At 36.2% G+C, this 24,152-nt stretch carries 23 protein-coding genes and 1 pseudogene; 18 read left to right on the top strand and 6 right to left on the bottom strand.

Annotated elements, in window-relative coordinates:
• Positions 1–49 precede the first annotated feature (49 nt).
• Entirely contained in the window at positions 50–1,267 is a 1,218-nt protein-coding gene (locus PGC14_RS11935; RefSeq protein WP_271629052.1) for an RNA-guided endonuclease InsQ/TnpB family protein, read from the top strand.
• Here PGC14_RS11935 and PGC14_RS11930 read toward each other — a convergent pair.
• Complete coding sequence (locus PGC14_RS11930) at positions 1,264–1,938, bottom strand: GerAB/ArcD/ProY family transporter (protein WP_271629051.1); 675 nt, start codon at positions 1,936–1,938, stop codon at positions 1,264–1,266. The genes PGC14_RS11935 and PGC14_RS11930 overlap by 4 nt on opposite strands.
• Positions 1,939–1,989: 51 nt before the next feature.
• A complete protein-coding gene (locus PGC14_RS11925; RefSeq protein ID WP_039765785.1) occupies positions 1,990–3,471 on the bottom strand; it encodes a spore germination protein in 1,482 nt (493 codons plus the stop codon).
• A 232-nt stretch (positions 3,472–3,703) separates the two neighbouring features.
• On the opposite strand from PGC14_RS11925, the gene rpmH reads away from it, so the two are divergent.
• From rpmH to PGC14_RS11880, 9 genes and pseudogenes are all read left to right on the top strand, one after another.
• Positions 3,704–3,838: a 50S ribosomal protein L34 gene (rpmH, locus tag PGC14_RS11920; protein ID WP_011918258.1), complete on the top strand. Its 135-nt coding sequence runs from the start codon at positions 3,704–3,706 to the stop codon at positions 3,836–3,838.
• Between the two features lie 105 nt (positions 3,839–3,943).
• Positions 3,944–4,303: a ribonuclease P protein component gene (gene rnpA, locus PGC14_RS11915; protein WP_039765819.1), complete on the top strand. Its 360-nt coding sequence runs from the start codon at positions 3,944–3,946 to the stop codon at positions 4,301–4,303.
• A 3-nt stretch (positions 4,304–4,306) separates the two neighbouring features.
• Entirely contained in the window at positions 4,307–4,531 is a 225-nt protein-coding gene (yidD, locus tag PGC14_RS11910; RefSeq protein WP_271629050.1) for a membrane protein insertion efficiency factor YidD, read from the top strand.
• Positions 4,532–4,570: 39 nt separating this feature from the next.
• Positions 4,571–5,620: a YidC/Oxa1 family membrane protein insertase gene (locus tag PGC14_RS11905; RefSeq protein ID WP_271629049.1), complete on the top strand. Its 1,050-nt coding sequence runs from the start codon at positions 4,571–4,573 to the stop codon at positions 5,618–5,620.
• 30 nt (positions 5,621–5,650) lie between these two features.
• On the top strand, positions 5,651–6,277 hold the full coding sequence (jag, locus tag PGC14_RS11900) for an RNA-binding cell elongation regulator Jag/EloR (protein WP_011918254.1): 627 nt from the start codon (positions 5,651–5,653) through the stop codon (positions 6,275–6,277).
• A gap of 79 nt (positions 6,278–6,356) precedes the next feature.
• Positions 6,357–7,724, top strand: coding sequence for a tRNA uridine-5-carboxymethylaminomethyl(34) synthesis GTPase MnmE (gene mnmE / locus PGC14_RS11895; RefSeq protein ID WP_039765780.1), 1,368 nt, complete (start codon positions 6,357–6,359; stop codon positions 7,722–7,724).
• A 66-nt stretch (positions 7,725–7,790) separates the two neighbouring features.
• Positions 7,791–9,672, top strand: a pseudogene (gene mnmG / locus PGC14_RS11890) (tRNA uridine-5-carboxymethylaminomethyl(34) synthesis enzyme MnmG).
• Between the two features lie 46 nt (positions 9,673–9,718).
• Positions 9,719–10,435, top strand: a complete 717-nt coding sequence (gene rsmG, locus PGC14_RS11885) for a 16S rRNA (guanine(527)-N(7))-methyltransferase RsmG (RefSeq protein ID WP_039765817.1) — start codon at positions 9,719–9,721, stop codon at positions 10,433–10,435.
• Positions 10,436–10,564: 129 nt separating this feature from the next.
• Entirely contained in the window at positions 10,565–11,407 is an 843-nt protein-coding gene (locus tag PGC14_RS11880; protein WP_051109311.1) for a ParB/RepB/Spo0J family partition protein, read from the top strand.
• A 71-nt stretch (positions 11,408–11,478) separates the two neighbouring features.
• On the opposite strand, the gene PGC14_RS11875 is transcribed toward PGC14_RS11880, so the two are convergent.
• Together PGC14_RS11875 and PGC14_RS11870 are read right to left on the bottom strand one after the other, a co-directional pair.
• A complete protein-coding gene (locus PGC14_RS11875) occupies positions 11,479–13,122 on the bottom strand; it encodes an alkaline phosphatase (protein ID WP_039765774.1) in 1,644 nt (547 codons plus the stop codon).
• Positions 13,123–13,159: 37 nt separating this feature from the next.
• Complete coding sequence (locus PGC14_RS11870; protein ID WP_039765770.1) at positions 13,160–14,305, bottom strand: phosphate ABC transporter substrate-binding protein; 1,146 nt, start codon at positions 14,303–14,305, stop codon at positions 13,160–13,162.
• 215 nt (positions 14,306–14,520) lie between these two features.
• Between PGC14_RS11870 and PGC14_RS11865 the strand changes: the two genes are divergently transcribed.
• From PGC14_RS11865 to PGC14_RS11835, 7 genes are all read left to right on the top strand, one after another.
• Positions 14,521–15,294 carry a ParA family protein gene (locus PGC14_RS11865; protein WP_271629048.1) on the top strand — a complete coding sequence of 258 codons (774 nt, stop codon included), beginning with the start codon at positions 14,521–14,523 and terminating at the stop codon, positions 15,292–15,294.
• A 15-nt stretch (positions 15,295–15,309) separates the two neighbouring features.
• On the top strand, positions 15,310–16,161 hold the full coding sequence (locus PGC14_RS11860) for a ParB/RepB/Spo0J family partition protein (protein WP_039765765.1): 852 nt from the start codon (positions 15,310–15,312) through the stop codon (positions 16,159–16,161).
• Between the two features lie 47 nt (positions 16,162–16,208).
• On the top strand, positions 16,209–16,721 hold the full coding sequence (locus tag PGC14_RS11855) for a DUF4446 family protein (protein WP_039765763.1): 513 nt from the start codon (positions 16,209–16,211) through the stop codon (positions 16,719–16,721).
• Positions 16,722–16,789: 68 nt separating this feature from the next.
• Entirely contained in the window at positions 16,790–17,887 is a 1,098-nt protein-coding gene (locus tag PGC14_RS11850) for a SpoIIE family protein phosphatase (protein WP_039765760.1), read from the top strand.
• A 24-nt stretch (positions 17,888–17,911) separates the two neighbouring features.
• Positions 17,912–18,949, top strand: coding sequence for a hypothetical protein (locus PGC14_RS11845; protein WP_039765759.1), 1,038 nt, complete (start codon positions 17,912–17,914; stop codon positions 18,947–18,949).
• Between the two features lie 10 nt (positions 18,950–18,959).
• Positions 18,960–19,595: a CvpA family protein gene (locus PGC14_RS11840; protein WP_039765756.1), complete on the top strand. Its 636-nt coding sequence runs from the start codon at positions 18,960–18,962 to the stop codon at positions 19,593–19,595.
• A gap of 42 nt (positions 19,596–19,637) precedes the next feature.
• Positions 19,638–20,474 carry a fumarate hydratase gene (locus tag PGC14_RS11835; protein ID WP_271629047.1) on the top strand — a complete coding sequence of 279 codons (837 nt, stop codon included), beginning with the start codon at positions 19,638–19,640 and terminating at the stop codon, positions 20,472–20,474.
• Positions 20,475–20,487: 13 nt separating this feature from the next.
• On the opposite strand, the gene PGC14_RS11830 is transcribed toward PGC14_RS11835, so the two are convergent.
• Positions 20,488–20,718 (bottom strand): hypothetical protein, encoded by a 231-nt coding sequence (locus PGC14_RS11830; RefSeq protein WP_271629046.1) that lies wholly within the window; start codon positions 20,716–20,718, stop codon positions 20,488–20,490.
• A gap of 68 nt (positions 20,719–20,786) precedes the next feature.
• Positions 20,787–21,836, bottom strand: coding sequence for a CAP domain-containing protein (locus PGC14_RS11825; RefSeq protein WP_271629045.1), 1,050 nt, complete (start codon positions 21,834–21,836; stop codon positions 20,787–20,789).
• 144 nt (positions 21,837–21,980) lie between these two features.
• On the opposite strand from PGC14_RS11825, the gene PGC14_RS11820 reads away from it, so the two are divergent.
• The gene (locus PGC14_RS11820; RefSeq protein ID WP_271629044.1) at positions 21,981–24,014 is read left to right on the top strand and encodes a methyl-accepting chemotaxis protein; all 2,034 of its coding nucleotides are present in this window, start codon (positions 21,981–21,983) and stop codon (positions 24,012–24,014) included.
• Positions 24,015–24,152: the final 138 nt, after the last annotated feature.

Raw genomic sequence — 24,152 nt, 5'->3', positions numbered from 1 at the left:
TGGAGATGAATTGCTAAAAATATGATATAATATTCCTCAGGTGATTAAAATGTACAGAACTCAGAAAAATCATATAAGATGTGATAAACAAACATATAGAGTGCTTCGTCGACTTTGCCACTTTTCAAAAAACCTGTACAACTATGCCTTATACCATATAAGACAACACTACTTTAAAACTCAGCAATGTCTGCGATATGAAAGTGTATATCATCTTGTAAAAGAAAATGAAAACTACAGACTTTTGCCATCGCAGGTTGCCCAGCAAACACTTATTTCAGTGGATGAGGCTTTTAAATCTTTTCTAAGTCTTTTGAAAGCCAAAAAAGAAAGGAAGATAGAAGAAAAAGTTTCAATACCCAAATACCTGCCGAAGGATGGGATGTATCAGATAGTTTTTTCCAAGGACCAGTTCAAAATAGAAGACAAAAAAATACGATTAAGTCTTGGCAGAAAGTTTGCAAAGGAGTTTGGTGTAAGGTATTTGTATTTTGGGTTGCCACAAACTGTTCTTGGCAAAAAGCTTAAAGAAGTCAGGATAGTACCAAGATTTAATGGTAGATGGTTTGAGATTGAGTATGTGTATGAAGACAAGCAGCAATTTAAAGTTTTTGATTTGAGCAGATATTTAGGGATAGACTTAGGGCTTGACAATTTTGCAGCGGTGGTTGATACCATCGGGACTGCCTTTTTGATAGAAGGCAGGTTTTTAAAATCAGTCAACCGATGGTACAACAAACAAAGGGCAAGACTTCAGTCGATTTACAGCAAGCAGGGGATAAAATGTGGCAGAAAACTTGCTTTAGTTTCTCGCAAAAGACAGCATATAATTGAGAATTTTTTGAATCAGGCTGTGAATTTGATAATTAAGCACTGTTTGAACAATCAAATATCTGCAGTAGTTGTTGGCAGAATGAAAGGTATAAAACAGGGGATAGACCTTGGGGCTATAAACAATCAAAATTTTGTGGGGATACCGTATGACAAGTTCAAGAGGAAGCTAAAATCAAAGTGTATGTATTATGGAATAGGATATATGGAAGTGGATGAAAGCTTTACATCACAAAGATGTAGCAGGTGTGGGATAGTAGATAAGAGCAATAGGAAACACAGGGGACTGTATGTATGCAAGGGCTGTAGAAATGTAGTGAATGCGGATATAAATGGTGCGATAAATATACTTTTGAAGGTAGCTGGTGAGTCTGCAGTAAAGCAGATAGCCAGTAGTGGGTGTGTGAACCACCCTGTGAGAATAAGGGTGGCTTAAGAGGCTGCCAAACTTCTCACTAAAGCCTCCACCTCTTCAGGTGGATGGTAGTTCACTATATAAGGATTTATCATACCAATTGTGATTATCTCAGAACTTAGAGAACAAAGGTATATTCCACCAATTATAGGCTGGCTTATATTTTTTTCAAAGACAGGCTTTAGAGCCGAAAGGTCCACAAACTTGATTGAAATTACCATAATTATAGCAAGACTGAAGATTGTTGTAAATGTTGTGATTTGAGAAAATCTTGCCAAGGTCTCAAGTCCTTTGTACACAGCGTATGAAGAGACAATCAACATTGCGATTATTAAAAACAAAATAGATGTCTCTGGCATTACTGCAGTTGCCATAAACTCTACGAACTGGCCTATCTGGATTGCTGTTATGTGAAAGAAAAACCAAAGGTAAAAGATTGCAATTATACTTCCAAGCTTTCCAAAAACAATGTTTAAAATATTTGTAAATGTATGGTTGGGAAACATATTGCAAAGATATATAAGTGGCAGTGAGCTTAGGATTGAAAATGGATACATGAACACAACAGACAACCACACATCCTGATTTTTTGGTGGTGCATTGAATATTGGCAAGAATGTAAGTACCATTACTATTCTGTTCACAAAAAAAAGGCATAAAAATTGGTTGTATGTGATTCTTGAGTTTGACATTTTTCAAAACCACCTATGTGAAAGTTTTTATAGTTTTAGCTCAAAATGATTTTAAAATTTTTTGGTAAAAACAATAGGTCTTTTCTTGAGTATATTCCATGGGAAGCGAACAAAGACATCTTTTAAATCATGCAAGATTGTAGGTGCAATTGGTGCAAGGAAGTTTACTCCAAAAGACTTAAGATGGCAAAGATGAATTAACATTAAAATCCACACAAGCATTATCCCATAAAGACCGCAAATGCTCGCCATAATAACACATGCAAACCTTATGATTGTACACGCATCTGAGATAGCAGGAATCATGAATGTGGAGATTGCAGTAAATGCAACTGTTACAACCATTGGTGCACCGATAAGTCCTGCTGACACTGCTGCATCACCAATTACAAGGGCGCCCACAATTGATATTGCTTGACCAACAGGTCGAGGAAGCCTAACACCAGCTTCTTTCAAGATTTCGTATATAAGAAGCATGGTCAGTGTTTCAACTGAAGATGGGAAAGGTATTCCTGCCTGGGCACTTGCAATGCTTATCAAAAGCGATGTTGGCAAAAGCTCTTGATGGAATGTTGTTATAGCAATGTAAATTGCCGGCAGTGTTGTTGACACAAAAAACGAAAAGTATCTCAAAAGCCTGACTATACTGTAATAATATGGTCTTGAGTAATAATCTTCGCTTGTTTGAAAAGCCTCAACAAAAAGGTATGGCACGGTTAGAGCAAAAGGTGTGCCATCAACAAGGATAGCAACCCTTCCTTCCATTAGCTTTCCAACAACAACGTCAGGTTTTTCAGAGTTTCCAACTGTAGAAAAGATGGAGTATTTACCATCTTCTATAAATGCTTCAATGTATCCTGACTCTAAGATATAATCCATGTCAATCTTTTCGAGCCTTCTTTTTACCTCATCTACAAGCTCTTTTTTGGCAATTGACTCAATATAGCATATTGCGATGTCTGTCTTTGAAATTCTACCTATCTTCATTGATTCTATTTTGAGCTTTGGGTCGCGAATCTTTCTTCTGATTAGAGCTGTGTTAGTTCGTAAATTTTCTGTAAATCCCTCACGAGGTCCTCTTACAACAACCTCTGTATTTGGCTCTTCAATTCCACGTGATTCCCATCCGCGCACAGATACTAAAAGCGCTCTGTCAATACCATCAACAAAAAGGGCAACATCCCCGCACAGGATACTATGAATAGTCTTTGCATAATCAAATTCTTCTGTTATACAGTGACTGTACAGGATACAATCTTTAATAAATTTGTACAAATCTTGAGGTGTGTATTGCTGGTTTTGATATAGATAAGTATCTTTCATAAGTGGCTTTAAAATATGTTCATTTATAACAAGCTTGTCAACAAGTCCATCAACCATTACTAAAAATGCTCTTATGTCTTTTTTGGGTCCAATTTTGAACTCTCTTATAATAAGGTCACTAAAATTTCCAAATTCACTTTTTACGTTCTCTAAATTCTGATCATAGCTTGTTGAGATAGACTTTGTCTGCGACAAGTTGTTTTTCTTCATTCTTTGCTCTTAAAGTCTTTTTTTTTCTATTTGATATTCTCTCCAGATTTAAAGGCGTGTATTCAAGAAGTTTTGAATAATATCGAAAGTTCCTCTAAAACCCCCTTTGACTTTTTAATATCATTTGCAGTATAATAAATCTTGTTTTATTATAAGTAAGTATAAAAGTGGCAACCACGCAGTTAAAATCATAGAAAATTTTTGAAAATTTTATTGTAGGAGGTGGAATAATATGAAAAGAACATACCAGCCACATAACAAGAGAAGAAAGAGAACACACGGTTTTTTGGTTAGAATGAGAACAAGAGGCGGAAGAAAGGTTCTCAAAAGAAGAAGATTAAAAGGTAGAAAGAGACTTGCTGTGTAAAAAAGACCACTCTCAACTTCAAAGGTGGTCTTTTTGCTTAAAAACACAATGTTATGTGATACAAGACAAGTGCATAAGAAGGGCAATGTAAAGGAAAACAAAGAGATGAAAAAGATAGTAAGTATCAAAAAAAGTGAAGAGTTTGAGGCATGTATCAGAAAAGGAAGGTTTGCAGCAGAGAAAAATGTAGTTGTGTACTCTTTGAAGAACGGGCTGGAGTACAGTAGACTTGGCGTTTCAATGTCATCAAAGCTTGGCAAAGCTACCGCAAGAAATCGGTTTAAAAGAATTGTAAAAGCATGGTATTTGGAAAATTTTGAGAGAATAAAAAAAGGGTTTGACATTGTTGTTTTGGCAAGAAAGACAAAGGAAGAAAAGATAAAGGCAAGAGAGATATGTTTAAAAGACTACAGGGATGAGCTTGAGAGAGCCTTCAAAAGGCTTAGACTTTTCAAAGAGGAATGAAAGATGAGGGTAAGAAAATATATTTTACTGATTATAAAATTTTTGATAAGATTTTATCAGAAGGTTATATCTCCTATGAAGGTTGTGCCAAGTTGCAGGTTTTACCCTACATGCTCAGAATACACCTTGCAGGCTATAGAAAAGTATGGATTTTATGGACTGTGGCTTGGGTTTAAAAGAATTATAAAATGTCACCCATTTCATCCAGGAGGATATGATCCGCTATAATAAAATATCACAATTAGCAAAATCAAGGAGGAAAAGGTTTTGAATCCTACATGGCTTGATTTCTTAGCGATTCCACTTGGGAGACTTTTGAAGTTAATATATGACTTTTTACATGGAGCAAATATTCCAGGAAGCTATGGAATAGCCATTATCCTTCTTACATTGATTGTAAGAGGGCTGCTTCTTCCGCTGTATATAAAGCAAATTGCCTCAACATCTAAAATGGCAGAGGTTGCACCAAGAATCCAGGAAATCCAGCAAAAGTACAAAGGCGACCAGAGAAAGATGCAAGAAGAGATGCTAAAGCTCTATCAAGAGACAGGGTACAATCCTGCAAGTGGATGCTGGCCGCTTTTAGTTCAGATTCCCATTTTGTTTGCGCTCTACTATGTATTCCAAAATCCGCTTGTTTACGTTTTGGGAAAAACCCATCAGTACGTAAGAGACCTTGTTCAAGGGAAAGCTGGGTATGAAATAACTCAGACAATAATCAACGAAGCACAAAAGCTTGGACTTGACATGCACTTTTTTGGTATTAACCTTGCTCAAAAAGAGCTTATTGTTTTGCCAATCTTAAGTGCTGCTACAATGTTTTTATCAATATGGTTTTCCACAAACAGCCAGAAAAGATTCAATCCACAGTATGCTCAATCTCAGTCAAACGCAATGGCAGAAGGTATGAACAGGACAATGATGATTTTCAGCCCTCTTATGTCATACTTTATTGCACTGCAGGTACCAGCCGGACTTGTTGTGTACTGGACGGTAACAAACCTGTTTTCAATCCTGCAGCAGTTCATTGCGAATGAAGTTGTTTACAAGAAACTAAAGCACAAGAAAGAGGAAGAGGAGAAGAAAAAGCAGCTTGAAAATCAAGCTAAAATGCAGCAGGGAAAAGATGGTGTGAACAAAGAACAGGAAAAGCTGGGGAAAGAGAGCTCTGATGAAGACTTGGAAAAACAAGGGCAGGCAGAACAGGAAAAAGAAGAGGAGCAGAAAAGAGAAGAGCAGATGAGGAAAAAAGAGCTTGAAAAGCTAAAACAGCAAATGACAAGGTCGCAAGGGAGCAGTAAAAAGAAAAAGAAATAATGTAAAATTTCTTTTTGGAGGAGACAGTTTATGAAATGTGTAGAAAAAATAGCAAAAACGGTAGATGAGGCTGTTGAGCTTGCTTTAAAAGAACTTGGTGTTTCGCGTGAAAAGGTTGAGGTTCAGGTAATTGACGAGGGGTCAAAAGGACTTTTGGGGATAATTGGAGCAAGGCCAGCAAAGGTAAAGGTCATACTCAAACAAACGCCTGAGGAGAAGATTCAAGAGTTTTTGTCAGAAGTGTGTAGCAAGATGAATGTTAAGATTGAGAGGATGGACATATTAAAAGATGGGGAGTTCATAAAAGTAAATCTATTTGGGAAGAATACCTATCAATTAATTGGTAAAGACGGTGAGGTTTTAGATGCGCTTCAGTTTTTGACGGGTATTATTGTGAACAGGGGGGCACCTGAGGAGGAATCTGTGAGAATAATCCTTGACTGTCAGAACTTCAGAAAGAAAAAAGAAGAACGACTCAGACGTCTTGCACTTTCTCTTGCAGACAAAGTTGCAAGAAGCAAAAAGAGTATTAAGCTAAGACCAATGACACCGTATGAAAGAAGAATTATACACACAACACTGCAAAACCACCGGTTTGTGACAACTTACTCAGAAGGAGAAGAACCATATAGAAAAGTGGTTATAACTTTAAAATAAAAAAGTGCTTGAAGCAGGGTAAGTTTTTACCCTGCTTTGTTTGTATCTTGAAAACTTTCAAAAAAGGGGTATTGTAAATATGGAATTTGATACAATTGCAGCAATTTCAACCCCAATTGGCACTGGCGGGATTGGGATAATTAGAATCTCTGGGCAGAATTCAATTGAAGTTGCAGGGAAAATAATAAAGAGTAAAAGATTCAATAGCATTTATGATATACCTGTCAGATATGCAGCTTTGGTTGAGGTGTATGACAATGACGAGTTTATTGACCAGGCCATTTTGATAAAATTCAAAGCGCCTCATTCGTACACAGGTGAAGATGTTGTTGAGATTCAGTCTCACGGTGGCATGGTTGTTTTGAGAAGAATTTTAGAAGCGGTTATAAAAAATGGGGCACGCCATGCAATGCCCGGCGAGTTTACAAAAAGGGCGTTTTTAAACGGCAGGCTTGATCTGTCGCAGGCAGAGGCTATAATTGATATAATAAATTCAAAAACAGAGCTTTTGCAAAAAAACGCTGCAAAACAGTTAAAAGGGGTTCTTAGCAAAAAGATAGATGAGATAGCAGAGATTTTGCTAAATTTAATATCTTCAATTGAAGCGTCAATTGACTTTTCTGAACACGAGGTTGATGAGATATCTCCACACGAGATTGAAAAAAGCATTGATACTGCTTTAGAAAAGATAGATAGGCTTTTGAAGACATATGAAACAGGAAGAGCAATAAAAAGTGGAATTTACACAGTAATTGTCGGAAGGCCAAACGTTGGAAAGTCTTCTCTTTTAAACAGACTATTGAAAGAAGAAAGGTCAATTGTCACAGACATCCCTGGCACAACAAGAGATGTAATTGAAGAGGTTTTAGACATCGAGGGAATACCAATTATCCTTGTTGACACAGCAGGTGTGAGGCAGACAGAGGATGTCGTAGAAAAAATTGGTGTTGAGAGAACTCTCAAGAGCGTTGAGAGAGCTGACCTTGTGATTTTCATGGTTGAGTCAGATGGGATTACTAAGGAGGATATTGAGATTTTCAGTAGCATAAAGAATAAAAAATATATAGTCTTAGTAAACAAAACTGATAAGGGTATAAATATATCACAGGATGAGCTAAAAAAGCTTTTTGGCAAAGAAGGAATATTCATTTCCATTGCAAAGGATGAGAATTTAGAGCTTGTTGAAAAGACAATAAAAGAGGCTATTTTGGAACAAAATATTGAAGGGTTTGATGAAGTGCTGATAACAAATTTAAGACACAAAGAACTTCTTTTAAAAGCAAAAGAGTTTTTGGCTTCTGCAAAGCAAAACCTCTACAGTGTTCCGCTTGACATTCTATCAATTGACCTCAAAAACGCACTTAATAGCATATATCAGATAACAGGCAAAAACGTCACAGAAGACATGGTTGATAGGATATTTTCAATGTTCTGTATTGGGAAATGAATATTAGATCTACTTCTGGGCAAGACTGTAAGTTTTAAAGTTTTTAAAGGGGGCAGAAGCTGAAAGATGGAATTTATTGCAGGAGAGTATGACGTTGCGGTTGTTGGTGCAGGTCATGCAGGGTGTGAGGCAGCTTTAGCTTGCGCAAGACTTGGTTTGAAAACAATTGTGTTTGCTATAAACTTAGATTCAATCGGGAATATGCCGTGCAACCCAAGCATAGGCGGCACTGGCAAAGGTCACTTGGTGCGTGAGATAGATGCGCTTGGCGGTGAGATGGGAAAAGCTGCAGATGCAACAGCCATTCAGGTGAGGATTCTCAACAGGGCAAAAGGTCCTGCTGTGTACTCACTTCGAGTTCAGTGTGACAGAGCAAGATACAAACTGTATATGAAAAGGGTGCTCGAGAGCCAGCCAAACCTTGACATCAGACAGGGCGAGGTTTGTGATATTTTGGTTGAGGATGGCAAAGTCACTGGTGTAAAGGTCACAACTGGTGCAATTTTTAGGGCAAAAGCGGTTGTGCTTGCCACTGGCACATTTCTTGGTGGCAGGATTATAATAGGTGAGACTGTGTATGATGGTGGGCCTGATGGTATGCACCCAGCTAAGTACCTTACAGAAAGTCTCAAAAAGCTTGGGATTGAAATGATGAGGTTCAAAACAGGTACTCCTGCAAGGGTGCACAGAAGGTCTTTGGACTTTTCAAAGATGCAAATACAGCTCGGTGATGAGGTTATAACTCCATTTTCGTTTGAACACGAGACACTGGAAATAGAGCAAGTCCCTTGCTATTTGACATATACAACAGAGGAGACTCATAGAATAATAAGAGAAAATCTTCACCGCGCACCACTTTTTACAGGGCTTATTCAGGGTGTTGGGCCAAGGTACTGTCCTTCTATTGAGGACAAGGTTGTGAGGTTTGCAGACAAGCCAAGGCATCAGGTGTTCATCGAACCAATGGGACGAGATACTGAAGAGATGTACGTTCAAGGAATGTCTTCGTCATTGCCAGAAGATGTTCAGATTAAGATGTACAGAAGCGTGATTGGCCTTGAAAATGTGCAGATAATGCGCCCTGCATATGCAATTGAATATGACTGCATAAATCCGTTGCAGCTTGAGGCTACTTTGCAGTTTAAGAAAATCAAAGGACTTTTCTCAGCAGGCCAGATAAACGGAACCTCTGGGTATGAAGAGGCAGCAGCACAAGGAATCATCGCTGGGATTAACGCTGCGATGTATGTAAAAGGAAAAGAGATGCTGGTTTTAGACAGGTCTCAGGCATATATTGGTGTTTTGATAGATGATCTTGTAACAAAAGGCACAAATGAACCTTACAGAATCATGACATCAAGGGCTGAATATAGACTCATTTTGCGTCAGGACAATGCTGATTTGAGGCTTACAGAGATTGGGTATAGAATTGGGCTTATATCACAGGAAAGATATGAGAAATTTTTGAAAAAGAAAAAAATGATTGAAGATGAGATAGAGCGTTTAAAAAAGACCGTGATTGCACCAAGTGATAAGGTGAACAAATTTTTAATTGAACATGGTTCGTCGCCTATTTCAACAGGTGTAAAGCTATCAGAGCTTTTGAAAAGGCCCGAGCTTTCATATGAAGCTTTGCGCGAGATTGACCCTCAGCGGCCGGACTTGCCACGTTCTGTGAAGGAAGAGGTTGAAATTGAGATAAAGTATGAGGGATATATCAAAAAACAGCTACAGCAAATTGAACAGTTCAAAAAGCTTGAGAACAAAAAAGATTCCTGAGTGGGTTGACTATAATCAGATTTCTGGTCTTTCAACTGAGGCTAAACAAAAACTTTCTCAAATAAGACCTGCTTCGATTGGCCAGGCATCAAGAATATCTGGTGTGTCGCCTGCTGATATTTCGGTGCTTTTAATCTGGCTTGAACAAGCAAAAAAAGGTTCTAAATAGAATGCTCGTTGTCAGTTTTAAATTTTTAAAAGGGGCAAAGGCAAAAATGGAGCTTTTAGATAGAGTTTTAGAGTTTTATAGTGTAAAAAATAGTCCTGTTGTAAAAGAACTTCTTTTGAGATTTATGAAATTAGTTCTTGAGAAAAATAAACACTTTAATCTCACAGCAATTGAAAATGAAGATGAGTTTGTGATAAAACACATTGCAGACTCACTTTCTTTGATAAAATTTCTTCAAAACGGTGATGGCAAATTAGTGCGCGCAATTGACATTGGTTCTGGCTTTGGAGTTCCTGGTATTCCTGTGAAAATTGCAAAACCAAGCATGAGCTTGGTTTTGAATGATTCTAACAAGAAAAAGTGCAATTTTATGAGTGAAGCAAAAGACCATTTGGGTTTATCTGGCATTGAAGTTGTCTGCCAAAGAGCAGAAGAACTTGGGAAAGAGGTTGAGTTTAGAGAGAGTTTTGACTTTGCGTTTGCAAGAGCTGTGGACAAACTAAATGTGCTTTGCGAGTACGCGCTTCCTCTTTTGAAGATTGGTGGAGCTTTTTTGGCCCAGAAAGGTTTTGAATGTGAGGATGAGCTTGAGAGCACCAAAAATGCAATTGCAATGCTTGGTGGTGAGATAGAGAAGATTGAAAAATTCACATTGCCAGAATCAGATGAGAAAAGAAGTATAATTGTCATAAGAAAATTGCGACAAACTCCGATTGAGTTTCCCAGAAAAACAAAGCAAATAATAAAAAAGCCCCTTAGTTGATAAAAAATTTGTCAAAATCTGATTGAAAATGTCTGAAAAATCTTGAAATAAAAAGAAGGAGATTTTAAATTGAAGTAGAAATATTATTAGCAGAAAATGTTGAATAAAAAAGGAAGGGGCTTTATAAAGTTGTTTTCACTTTTAATTAGGCAAACAAACAAGTTGGATATGGAAAAAGAGCTTTATACTATTGAGATGATACCTATAGATAAGGTTTTGCCAAATCCTTTTCAGCCGAGAACTAATTTTGATGAAAAGCTTATCGAAGGGCTTGCTGAGTCAATAAAAAATTATGGGCTTTTGCAGCCAATAATTGTGAGAAAACGTGGTGAGGTTTATTACCTAATTGCAGGTGAGAGAAGACTTAGAGCTTGCAAACATCTTGGTTTTGATAAGATTAAAGCAATTGTCATAAATGTCACAGACATTGAAAGTGCAATATTGGCACTTATAGAGAACATCCAGCGTCAGGACCTTGATTTTTTTGAAGAGGCGCAAGGTTACAAACAGCTTATAGAAGAGTTTGGCCTAACTCAGGTTGAGATAGCAAAACGAGTTGGCAAGACACAAAGTGCTATTGCGAACAAGATAAGGCTTTTGTCACTTCCTCCTGATGTTCGTTGGATAATTCGTGAAAATGAACTGTCTGAGCGACATGCACGAGCTCTTTTGAAGCTTGAATCAGAGGAAGATATGAAATACATAATTCCAAAGATAATTGAAAATGGACTTACAGTTGCTCAGACCGAAAGACTAATTTCAGAGTACCTTAACAATAAGAAAGTAACAAAAAATGGAAAAGCAATTAAGGTTTCAATGAATGATTGTAGGGTTATTTACAATACCATAAAAAAGGCCTTGAAAATTTTCCAAAAGACTGATATAAATTATGATATTAAAGAAAATAAAACTGAAGCATACTACGAAATAATCGTTAGAATAAATAAAAAATCCCCGCAGACCTCCTCGTAATATGAGGAGGTATTTTTTTTAAAAAGAAAATGCCCCCACACATTTTTGTGAGGGCACAAATTATCTTTAATCTATTTCAATATTTCTTCTATCTCACTTGACACAAAGAATCTCTTTGCACTTGTAATATACGCACTTACATATTTGAGAGTATATTGTTTGTTTCCTTCAATTACTACATTCTTATTTTGTGGAACAATATATGTCTTGCCCTTGCTGTTTATCACAAGCTGAATATTATTTGGATTGCTTGTATCAATTGTCACATTGTAACCTTTTTCTTCTAAGTCTACATTTGAGATGTAACTATTTTCATTGAAGCTTCCAAGGTCTATTCCCAAAATATCAGCCATATAATCACAAACTTCTGTGTTGTCTATAACACCATGAGGAACGTATCCGTTTGGATGATACGCATAAAGTACAACGTCTTCACCTGTGTGCTCATTTGTAGTCCAGCCGATATATGAACGCTTGCTGATGATTGGACCAAGAACATAGTTAAGCCTTCCTGCTGGCGCCTTTTTGATTGCATCTATTTCATCTTGAGTGAGATTGTCAACTCCGTAATATTGTGAAACTATATTTTTGATATTCTCATCTGTTCTGTTGTTTCCAAGCAAATCTTCAATTCCGCTGCCTGTTCTTTTTGCTTTTTTGATATATTTTAAGAAATCATTGAGCAAAACAGAATCTACTTGAGCTGAGTAATTTCCTAAGGTCATTCCACCGTTGTTGTGGTCTGGTGCAATTATTACTGCTGTGTCATCTCTTGATTTTGCAAAATCTAAGGCTACTTTTACTGCCTTGTCAAATGCCAACACCTCTGAGACAACACCAACAGGGTCATTTGCATGTGATGCCCAGTCTATTTCGCTTCCTTCAACCATCAAGAAGAATCCATTTTTATTTTTTGATAAAATCTGCAGTGCTTTTTGTGTCATCTCTGCCAAGGAAGGTTCGCCTGTGCCATTTCTGTCAAATTCATAGTGCATTGCATCTTGAGCAAAAAGTCCCCAAACCTTTCTTGGCGATTCATTTTTCAAATCTTCCCACTTTGTTGTTACAACAAATCCATTATCTCTTAAATATTGAACTAAATCTTCTTTGTCTTTTCTTTGATTTTTGTCAATATACTTCCACCCACCACCAAGTACCACATCAACCTGATTGTAAACCATTTGTTCAGCTATACCTTCATAGTCATTCCTATTATCTGTGTGTGCAGCAAAAGCTGCAGGGGTTGCATGAGGAAATTGACAAGTTACAACAAGGCCTGTTGACTTTCCAAACTTTTTTGCTGCTTCTAAGATTGTCACAATTGGTTTGAAGAAGTCTTTTTCTTCAACCTGACCAACACCTGGCATTGAAGCAATCTCCGGGTAGATGGAAAGATATCTGTTTTGTGTTTTGTATCCTGTTGCATATGCTGTTGCAGCTGGTGCTGAGTCTGTTATTGGGTTGTTTGCTGAGTATGTTCTCACAAGCCCACATGCTATCTCATCCATTGAAAGTGGTTCTCCGCCTTGATACCATCTTGCCAAAGTGGTGTGAGCTATTGTCATGCCATCTGGTATCATGAGTATTACGTTCTTGACTTTGTTAGACTGTTCGCTACTGTTTTGGCTTGCAAAGACAAGGGTGCTAAAAACAAGACAGAGAATAAGAAGTACCGAGATTATAGAAGCCTTTTTAGATTTTAAAAATTTATTCATGCTAATAGTATGTCCCCCCTTCTATCTTGCTATTTTTTTATTTAACGGAGATATAATTCTTTGCGACAATTGTCTGACCTTCATCTGATAGTACAAAGTCTACAAATGCTTTTGTCACTCTACTTGGATTCTTTGATACTAAGAAGAGGAATGGCCTTTTAACTTTGTACTTTCCAAGCTTTACATTTTTCTCAGTTGGCTCAACTCCATCAACCTTTACACCTTTTACTGTACTGTCTAAAACGCCAAGAGAAATAAATCCAATTGCATTTTCATCCTGTGATACTGTTGTTTTGACAGCACCTGTTGATGGCTGGACAATTGCCGAGTCTGTTATCTTTGCTTTGCCCATAACTATCTCTTCAAATGCTCCTCTTGTACCTGAGCCTTCCTCACGTGTAACAACTACAATAGGAGCGTTTTTACCGCCAACCTCTTTCCAGTTTTTAATTTTGCCAGAGAAGATATCTCTTGTTTGCTCAACACTCAAGTTAGAAACTGGATTTGTCTTGTGAACAATTACTGCTATTCCATCTTCTGCAATCTTTATCTGCTGCCAACCTTTTGCGGAAAGCTGCCTTGTCTCATCCTCTGTGAGTTCTCTTGATGATGTTCCAATATCAACAATGCCTTGGATAGCGGATTTTATACCAACAGATGACCCTCCACCTTGAACCTCAATAGAAACCTTTGGATTTTGCTGCATGAAGTATTTAGCAAGCTCATCGGCAAGTGGCTGAACAGATGTTGAACCTGCAATGAGTATCCTTCCAGAAAGATTTGCTGATGTTGACTGTGGAATAAATGAAAATTTTAGCTCTGAATTTAAACCTCCTTTTGAGCCTTTAACAGCATTTGCAGGAACTGTAAGTTGGTACTGTGCTTTTGCGACAAGTGATTGTTTGATGGCAACAACAAGCTTGTTTGCAGTTATAGACGTTGAAATTGGAACCTTAGACTTTTTATTTTTTAGAAGTGCTATCTTTCCGAAATTCGGACCTTTTGAGATCTCTTGAGAAAATGTGATTACAATCTGTTTTTGTGATACAGTTGTTGGAAGTGACTTTGACTTAACAAAAAGTGACTGACCAAATGCAAAGATACCTGTTAGTAAAATTGACATCGCAAAACAAGTTAAAATCAAAGCTGAAAACAGTTTTTTTGAAATCTTAAAACTTTTCATCTTAAGAACCCCTCCTCGGTTTGGTTTTATCAATTTACAGTATAGTAGTAATTTGTTTAATTTAGATTAAACTTATGTTAAATTTTTGTTTAAATAAAGTTAAATCTATGTTTTGAAAATGTTAAAAAATTGTTAAATAATAAATACATAATGTTCCACGTGGAACATTCTTGTGATATAATCTAATTAAAAAGTGGTGAGGAAACGCAAAAAAGATGGCAAGAGTTGTGGCAGTTGTCAATCAAAAAGGTGGAGTTGGAAAGACAACAACCTGTGTGAATTTATCTGCTGCAATAAGTAAAAAGGGAAAAAAGGTTTTGGCTGTTGACTGTGACCCACAGGGCAATCTCACAAGTGGTTTTGGGATTGACAAAAAGTCTTTAGAAAGGACTATTTATGATGTTCTGATAGGCAGTGCTGATATAAAAGAGATTATAATAAAGGATAAATTTGAGAATTTAGATATTCTTCCTTCAAATGTGAATTTAGCAGGAAGCGAGATAGAGCTTGTCTCTGTGATAGCAAGAGAATATAGGTTAAAAAGTGCTATTGAGAGTGTCAAAAGTGAATATGATTACATATTTATTGATTGTCCACCTTCCTTAGGACTTTTGACCTTAAATGCTCTTGCTGCATCTGATTCTGTCATAATACCTATTCAGTGCGAATACTATGCCTTAGAGGGGCTTTCTCAGCTTTCAAGTACAATAAACCTTGTGAGAAAACATCTGAACAAGCATCTTGAGATTGATGGTGTTGTTTTAACAATGTTTGATTCAAGAACAAATCTTTCACTTGAGGTTGTGGAAGAAGTAAAAAAATATTTTGGTGAGAAGGTCTTTTTGAGTATTATTCCAAGGAATGTAAGACTTTCTGAAGCACCTTCGTTTGGACTTCCAGGGATTTTTTATGACCCGGATTCAAAAGGAGCACGTGCATATATAGAACTTGCTGATGAGTACCTAAATAAAGTGAAGAAGAATACATAAAAGAGGTGTATTTTTATGAAAAAGCGGCTCGGGAAAGGCCTTGATGCCTTGTTTGATGACGGAGTGCAGAATTTTGATGAAAGTCTTAATGATATACAGTCTGCTAATGATGAGAGAATAGAAGAGATTGAGATTGATAAAATTTTACCTTCAAACGAACAGCCAAGAAAGATTTTTGATGATAATGAAATTGAAGAGCTTGCTCAGTCGATTAAAAATGTGGGACTCATTCAACCTCTTGTTGTGAGAAGAGAAGGAGATAAATATGTACTCATTGCTGGCGAGAGAAGACTTAGGGCTTGTAAAATTGCAGGGCTTCAAAAGGTCCCTTGTATTGTTCGCAACTATACAAATCCAACTGAGATTGCGCTCATTGAAAATATTCAACGGAAAGATTTAAACCCATATGAAGAAGCACTTGCTTATAAAAAGCTTATTGATGAGCATGGTTATACACAAGAGGAACTTGCAAAAAGGCTTGGGATTTCAAGGTCAAAAATTGCAAATACTTTGAGGATATTAAATATTGGTCAAAATATATTGCAGATGATAATTGAAGGCAAGATTTCTGAAGGTCATGCGAAAGTGCTTTTGTCTGTTGAAAATGATGTTGAAAGAGAGAACTTGGCAAAACTTGTAGTTGAAAAGGATTTAAGTGTGAGAGAACTTGAAGAGATTGTAAAGGCAAAAGACAAACAAAAGAAGGATGAGGTTGAGGATGAGGTCCTAAAAGAGTTAGAGGAAAATCTTATGAAGCTATTTGGGCTAAAGGTCAAGATTCATAAAAAAAAGAAAAAAGGAAAGATTGAGATAGAATTTAGCAGTGAAGAGGAACTTGAAAAGATCATCTCAATACTCATGCCATAAAAAATGTTCCACGTGGAACATTGCAAAAGAAGGAGGAAGTATAGTTAATGAAAGATTTTCTTAGTAGTTACTCAAACCAGATTATAATTGCACTTCTTTCGATAAATATGATACTTTTTATAGCACTGCTTATTCAGTCAGTAAAGAATAAAAATCTAAAAAGACGTTTTTTAGCCCTTGTAAAAAATGATGATTTTAAAACAATTGAAGAGATTTTGAGAGAGACAAATGAAAAGATAGTGTATTTTGAAGAGGTTTTAAAGGCTTTGCATAAAAGTCACAGAGTGCTCAGTGAGAACTCAAAGCTAAATATAAAGAAGCTTGGAGTTGTGAGGTATGATGCATTTGAAAATGTTGGGAGCAAACTCAGTTTTGCAATTGCCCTCTTAGATGAGTACGACAATGGAGTTGTATTAAATAGCATATATTCAAGAGATGGATCAAGCATATATGCAAAGCCAATTGAAAATGGTCTATCGAAGTATCCGCTTTCAGCTGAAGAGATGCAGGCAATTGACTTAGCAAGGAAAAATTACCTTGCAAAAGAGATAAAAGAATAAAAACATCACAAAAGAAAGGGGGGTTTCCTGCCAATGATAGATTTATTTATCATTGGCGGGGTAAGAGGATGGACTTCCAAAGAATCAATTTTTCACAGAGCTTTTATGAAAGCATATTGAATGGAATGTTAGACCTGGTGAGGGTCATTGATATAGATGGGAATGTTATCTTTTGCAATTCAAAGATGAAAGAAGAGTTTGGCGACCAGACAGGCAAAAAATGCTACGACCTTTTTTGTAAAAATACGCGTTGTGAAGAGTGTATTGCAATAAAGTCAATTAAGGAAAATACAAGGGCTATGAAATATGCTACTCATAAGGACAGGGTATACTATGTCATAAGCTCTCCTATACACGATGAGAATGGAAATGTAATTGGCACAGTCGAGGTGTTCAGAGATATTACAGAGCAAAGAAGAATAGAAGAAAGACTTAGACGCCAGAACGAGATTCTAAAACGTGACTTAGAATTTGCAAAGAGGCTTCAGCAATCACTTTTGCCGGTTATCCCTAAAATAGAAGGATACAGGATCACATATACTTACAAGCCTTGTGAACGGCTTGGAGGAGACTTTTTAGATGTCATAAACATTGACGACAAGATTGTATTTTACGTTGCAGATGTGGCAGGGCATGGGCTTTTGGCATCAATGGTAACAGTCTTTGTAAAGCAGAGTATAATAAAAAATGCACATACGTACATAGAAGCAAGTGCTCAAGAGATTATGAAAGGTGTGCTTTTGGATTTTATTGAAATGAACTTTCCCAATGAGGTGTACATAACAATTGTCCTTGGAATATTGGAAAAGAAGTCGGGAAAAGTGAACATGATTAGTGCAGGGCATGTGACAGAACCTATCTTGGTCAGAGCTAACAAGAAAATAAAGATGTTTTCTATGAAAGGCCAGCCAATTGCTTCAATTGATTTAGAACAGGGGTTTGAGATAAAGGAGACAGTGCTTGAAAAGCATGATAAACTAATCTTCTATTCAGATGGGCTTATTGAGAGCAAAAACAAATACGGTGAGATGTATGGCAAAAAAAGGCTTATAAAGAGAATACTTAGTATCAAAAACATCAACACAGAACTTTTGATAAGAGACCTAAGAAACTTTGTCTCAGATTTAGACGACGACATAGCCATATTGATGGTGGAAAGACTTTAAAAAACAAAAAAGGCGTGAAAAGCTATGAGATTAATTCGTTTTTTGTACAAGCTCATATTATGCCTTGCCCTGCTTATTTCTATAATTTTAACTCTCAATGTGTTTGGGGTGGAATTTATAAATCCCTATATGTTTTCTCACTATGAGTACAAAAAGACATATCCAAACATAAGATACTATGAAGATATCGTACCAATTAAAGATGGAGTTGCCATAGTGTACAGGGGAAAGATTGGAAGACTTACAGGTGACAATCTAAGGTGGACAAACATTGCATATCAAAATCACAAAACATTTTCAGATGGCAACATTGCAGCTGCATATACTCAAGGTGGCAAGTACCTTCATATACTCTCTAACTTGTGGCAAAAGGATATATTGTATCCGGCAAATATTGAAAAGATAAGAATAAAAAATGGAAGGGTTTTGGTGCTTTTATCAAGCGAAAAGGAAGACTATTTAATAATGTATGATAAAAACCAAAATATTGTGTTCTCAGCAAAGTATAAGGAAAAGGTAATAGACTGTGATTTTAACAGCTCTTTTGCAATTGCAATTTTAAAACCAAGAGATTCAAATGAATTGGCACTATCTTTTGTGAACAACCGAGGAGTTTTTATGTCAAAGGTTCTGACACCAGATCTTCAGAATACAAAAAGATGTTATGCCATAGAAAATTACATACTTTTGTACAATGGAAAAAGTTTTGAAGTTTACGACTCAAAGCTTCAAAAGAGGATAAAGGCTTTCTCATTTACTACTTCACCTGAATATGTAATAGGAAATACAGATGTTCTCTTTGCCAAAAACAAGGTTTTAGTTTACAATAGGCTACTCAGAAGGTTTATTTTAAAACAGATAGAAGACTTTGATTCAATCTGTGCAACAAGCGACAAGATTGTCACATCAAAAGGAAACGAAGTGAGGATTTATTCTTTGAATTTGAATAAGCTCAAGACATTGAAAGTAAATTCTTTTGGCTTTGTAAAAGCTGTAATAAATGCAGACAAGCTATACTATATTTATAATGACAGGATAGAATATTACCAAGAAAGGTGGTAAAGTTTTAAAAATGCCAAATTTAGCAGACCTGGTTGTTTTGATAATTATACTCATTGGTGCATGGATGGGGTATAAAAAAGGACTTTTAAGAATGGCTTTTGATGTTGGGTCATACATAATCTCATGGTTTGTGGCAGTGTGGGGATATAAATATGTAGGCAGAGCAATTGAAAGTTCTTCTGTCTTAAAAGGAGCAATAGAAAACTTCGTAAAAGACAAGGTTGTAATAAGGGATACAATTTCACCGGTTGTGCCAGAGTTTTTCAGGGGTGCTGCTATGGAGGCACACCAGGCTCTCAACAAAAGTCTTCAGGATGCTGCCACAATGGTTTTGATTAATTTTATTGCAATGATAGCTACATTCATTGCAGCAAAGGTTGTTATAGTTGCAGTCAAAAACGCGCTTGGGTTTATGAGGAAAGTGCCTGTGATTGGTACAATTGATGGCTTTGGCGGTCTTTTGGCAGGGATCGGAGTAGCTCTCATAATAATCTACATAGCATTTAGCATTATATACTTCTTCCCCAATGCACAAATTTTCAAAACAGTCCAGCACTACATCAGAACTTCAATGTTTGCTGAGTTTTTATACGAAAACAATATTCTCATAATGATGATGAGACAATATTTAAAACTAAAAATTTAGATTTGAAACAAAAATAAAATTGCAAAGGAGAAGTAAAAAAGAATGAGAATAATTTCAGAAAGCGTGATCGAAAGCAAGGTGTATGAAGCAATAAACAAGGCTGTCTGCAAACTTCCAGAAGATATAAAAGAGGCTTTAAAAAAGGCGTATGAAGCAGAAGAGGACACTGCAAAGTATACATTGGAAAATCTTTTAAAAAACATCAGAATGGCAGAGCAGAAGATGCGCCCAGTTTGTCAAGATACTGGTGCTGCTGTGTTTTTTGTCGACATTGGTGAAGAGGTATTTGTTGAAGGCTCAATAAAAGACGCCATTAACAGAGCTGTAGCAAGGGGATATAAAGACTTTTACTTGAGAAAATCAATGGTAAAAAGCCCAATTGTAAGGGAAAACACAGGCGATAATACACCTGCAATAATCCATTTTGACTTTGTAAAAGGAGACAGAATCACAATCTACTTTATGCCAAAAGGGTTTGGAAGTGAAAACAAAAGCGCGCTTTGCATGTTATCACCAGCTGATGGCACAGAAGGAATTGAGAACTTTGTAATAGAAACAGTGAAAAAAGCAGGATCTGACCCATGCCCGCCGATTGTTGTTGGTGTTGGGATAGGTGGAACATTTGAAAAGGCTGCAATTCTTTCAAAAAGAGCACTTTTGAGAAATATTGGTCAGCGCCATCCAAACCCTTACATCGCAGAACTTGAGGTAAGACTTCTTGATAAAATAAATTCACTTGGAATAGGGCCAGAAGGGTTTGGAGGCAGGACAACTGCACTGGATGTATTTGTAGAAGAGTGTGCAACACACATAGCAGGTCTTCCTGTTGCGGTAAATATTTGCTGCCATGCTGCAAGACATGTTAAGATTGAAATTTGATTTTTCCACTTTTTTATTTTAAGCTATCAAGAGTGTACTGGTGAAGTTCATAAACAATATACTTTTGAGTAAACATCCGCATTTTTATTGCAAGCGGCTGGTCTTCCTTTTTGTAGATAATAACCGAACCAAGCTGGTCGGCAAACTTCCAGTTATACCTCTTTAAATAATCATTTAAAGGTGTGAGATCTTCTGGCGCTTGTACCTTTGTATAAGCTGGTTTTTGCGAACAGTACAATTTCAAGTTTATAATGTTCCAATTTGTATATTTCTTTTAAAAGAGGAATAGGGTTTCCCTGGTCAATCACCTTTTTATCGGCCAAAAGTGCTGCCTTGTGAATATATCAAATTGGCAAAGTTCTGAGTGTAATACACATTGTCTGTATTCAAATCCACAGCACATCCTACTGCTGCATATTCAAAATTACCTTCAATGTTTTCCCTATGCCCTTTTGAATTCAAAAGAAGGTGGTTTGCAAAAAAGGGAAGAAGTTTTGTGCCCATTGCTAAGTTTTCACCAATCTTTTTAAAAGCAATTGCATGCTTTTGAAACCTATCTGTAGGGCTTTGGCCAAAGACATCTGTGTGACCAAAGAAATTATACTTTGCCATGTTTTGTGAATGAAGTCTTGCGACAATCGAGATTTTGTCAGAGTACCTAAAAAGTTGCTTTCCCTCTTGGCTTCTGATTGAGTTTAAGTGAAGATAGCAAAGCCTTTCAAATGCAGAAAGAAGATGATTTATATCCTTTTGCTTTTTGAAAACATCATCATTTATAAGAAAATCATCCCAAATACCTTTTTTGACCATAAAGATTCCGTTTACAACATTTGGAGAAACAAGTTTGTCATAGAAGAAATAAACATAATAGCTATTATTGACTAAAGCCACATCATATTCTTTTCCTAAATTCTCATCTGTAAAATTATATTTTTTCATACCATTTAATATTACGAAGCTTTTAAGAAATTTCAATTTGGTCCTTTTCACATCTTGCAGACTGCTTCCAATTTTAATATTTTCATACCCTAAAAATTGTTTGGAGTTTGTATAGTAAGACACAAGCTTGTCATTTTCAAAGCCTGCAACAAAAAAGTCGGTTGGATTTTGCGATACATAAAAGTCAAAAGGGAAAGGACTTTTTAAAATTTCTGTTTTTGTGTCTGAATAGACCTTGTTAAAATATGCTTTTGAGCAAAAAAAGCTCACATTCCTCTTTGCCTGAAAATAAGAAGTAGCCTTTGCAGAACCACTTTCAGAAAACCTATTCAAATAAATGGGGCAACTTCCAATAACAAATAGTCCTATAATTAGTAATATAATACCTTTAATAGCAGCTTTGTAAATTCTAATATTTTTCATCCTTTTTCTCCTGCATAATTTAAGGTAGGTTATATCAAAATTATAGCACATTTTAACAATCATTTAACATAGTCAAAACAGGCTTTTAACAATTTTTGTATAAAATCAAGAGTAGAAAAATAAAGAAGGAGATGATAATAGAAAATGAAGCAACTACATAAATTTAAAAAAGTTTCCATTAAAATCTCAGGTTCACTCAAAACAAGAATTACGCTATGGTTTATTATAATCTCATTAATTCCACTTTTAGTATTTTTAATCTTTTCATTGAGCCTTATTGAGAAGAATGCCCAAAAAGAACTAAAATCACGACTTGAAGCCGCACACAATGTAGCAATTCAAGAGATTGAAAGGTATCAAAAACTATCTCAAGACTATGCAACTTTAATTTCATCAAACAACCTGCTAAAAGAGGCAATCTTGAAAAAAGACCATCTAAAACTTGTACAAGTAATCTCGCCATTGGCAAGCCAGATGAATATTGACCAGATTGCTGTAACAGACTCAAACGGTATTTTAATCGGAAGAAGTGACATACTTTCACGTTATGGTGATAACTGGAAACAAAATTATTTAGTAAAATGCGGGCTTGCAAGGCTAAGGTATACCACTATTGAAAAAAGCGGAGATGACATTTATATAAAGTCTGTATCAGATGTTGTCACAGAGATGAGTGCAAACAACATGAGGGTAATTGGCACAGTAATTGTTGGGTACAAACTTGACAAGAGGTTTGTTGAAAACCTCTCAAGACTTACCAAGATGAATGTCATTTTGTATCCTGCAAATTCGCCTAATAAATATATTTCACAATCAAACTCTCAAAAACTGTGGGCTATCATAGGAAAAGAGACCTTGCAAAAAGCAATGTCAAGTGAGTACGAGTACTTGATTGGCAAAACAGGTACAAAAAATGACAGTTATAGTTTTGTAGTGATCCCTGTGAGAAAAGCTAATAACATAATGCCTGTAGCAGCTCTTGCAATACTTACAAACAACCTTCTTGTTTCGAACTTTGTTACATCTTCAATCAGGTTTTCAATACTCTTGTTTGGACTTACATTGGTTTTGGTCATCATCAGTATGTTCATTGCAAACAGGATCACAAGGCCAATAAATAAACTTGTTGACAGTGCAAGAAAAGTTGCAACAGGTAAATTTGATATACAGGTAGAAGATAGCATTGTGAGTAGCGACGAGATAGGACTTTTGGCAAGAGAATTTTCAAAGATGGTAAAGAGTATCTATACCTTTGTCACAAATATTGACCAGACAGTTAGCACCACGCAAAGTTATATTGACAGGCTAAGTAGCATTGCAACAGATTCTGCGAAGACAAATGAGATCACAGCCGCTCAAATAAAGGAAATTATAGAGCTGGCTGAAAAGCAAAAAAAGGCGTTTGAAGAGGTAAGCAACTATATAACTGAGATTGAGCAACAAGTCCAAAATACATTCAAAGTGTTTAGGACAATTGAAGAGGGGATAACAAGTGTGGTTGATACAACGTACAAAGAAGAAGAGTCTATCCAAAACCTCATAAAATACATGTACACAGTGAACGAGACCATAAACCAAGTTGCTTCAGATCTGTCTGAAGCTATGCAGAATTATAAATCAATTGTCAGTGCAAGTGAGTACATTTCAAAGCTTGCAGAACAGATAAAGATAATTTCACTAAATGTCTCAATAGAAGCAGCAAAACGCGATGTGCCAAGTTTTGGTGTCATAGCTTCAGAAATTTCAAGGCTTTCACAAACAGCAGATTCATTTGCAAAACGGATTTCTGAGTCAATAGAAAAGTCGCTTTTGACATTCAACAAAACAAACAAGAGGCTTGAAGAGAGTATGAAGGTTGTAAAAGCAGGAGTGGAAGTTGCCAAAAAATCTACTGTTTCGCTTAGCAAAATCAAGGAGACAAACACAGCCATGAAAGAGAGAATATCAAAGATATCATCTGAAATTTCAAACCAGCAAGAAAAAATTTTGAATATAAATAATACATTAAAATTGCAAACTCAAACTACTTTGCAGTACTTTAAAACTCTTTCATCAATTAAAGATGTCTTCCAAAAACAGATTCGTTCTGTTGACAAGCTGATTGAGCAGTTCAAGGATGTGCACGAAGGAGTTGTAAAACTTGCAGCGATTTCTATAAAGGCAGGTGAGGATACATAAAATACATCTTTTATTAAGATGGGTTTGTGATAGTTGAACTTGAGGCTTTTCAGGTGGGTTTTTAATATTCTAAATTTTGGGTACGTATTTGAGGAAATTATTTCAGTATTTGTACAGAAACTAACAGAGAAAAAGAGG

Origin of the sequence: Caldicellulosiruptor sp. DIB 104C, from assembly GCF_028198085.1 — a bacterium.
Taxonomy (GTDB): domain Bacteria; phylum Bacillota; class Thermoanaerobacteria; order Caldicellulosiruptorales; family Caldicellulosiruptoraceae; genus Caldicellulosiruptor; species Caldicellulosiruptor saccharolyticus.
This window is presented reverse-complemented; position numbering and strand designations above follow the sequence as displayed.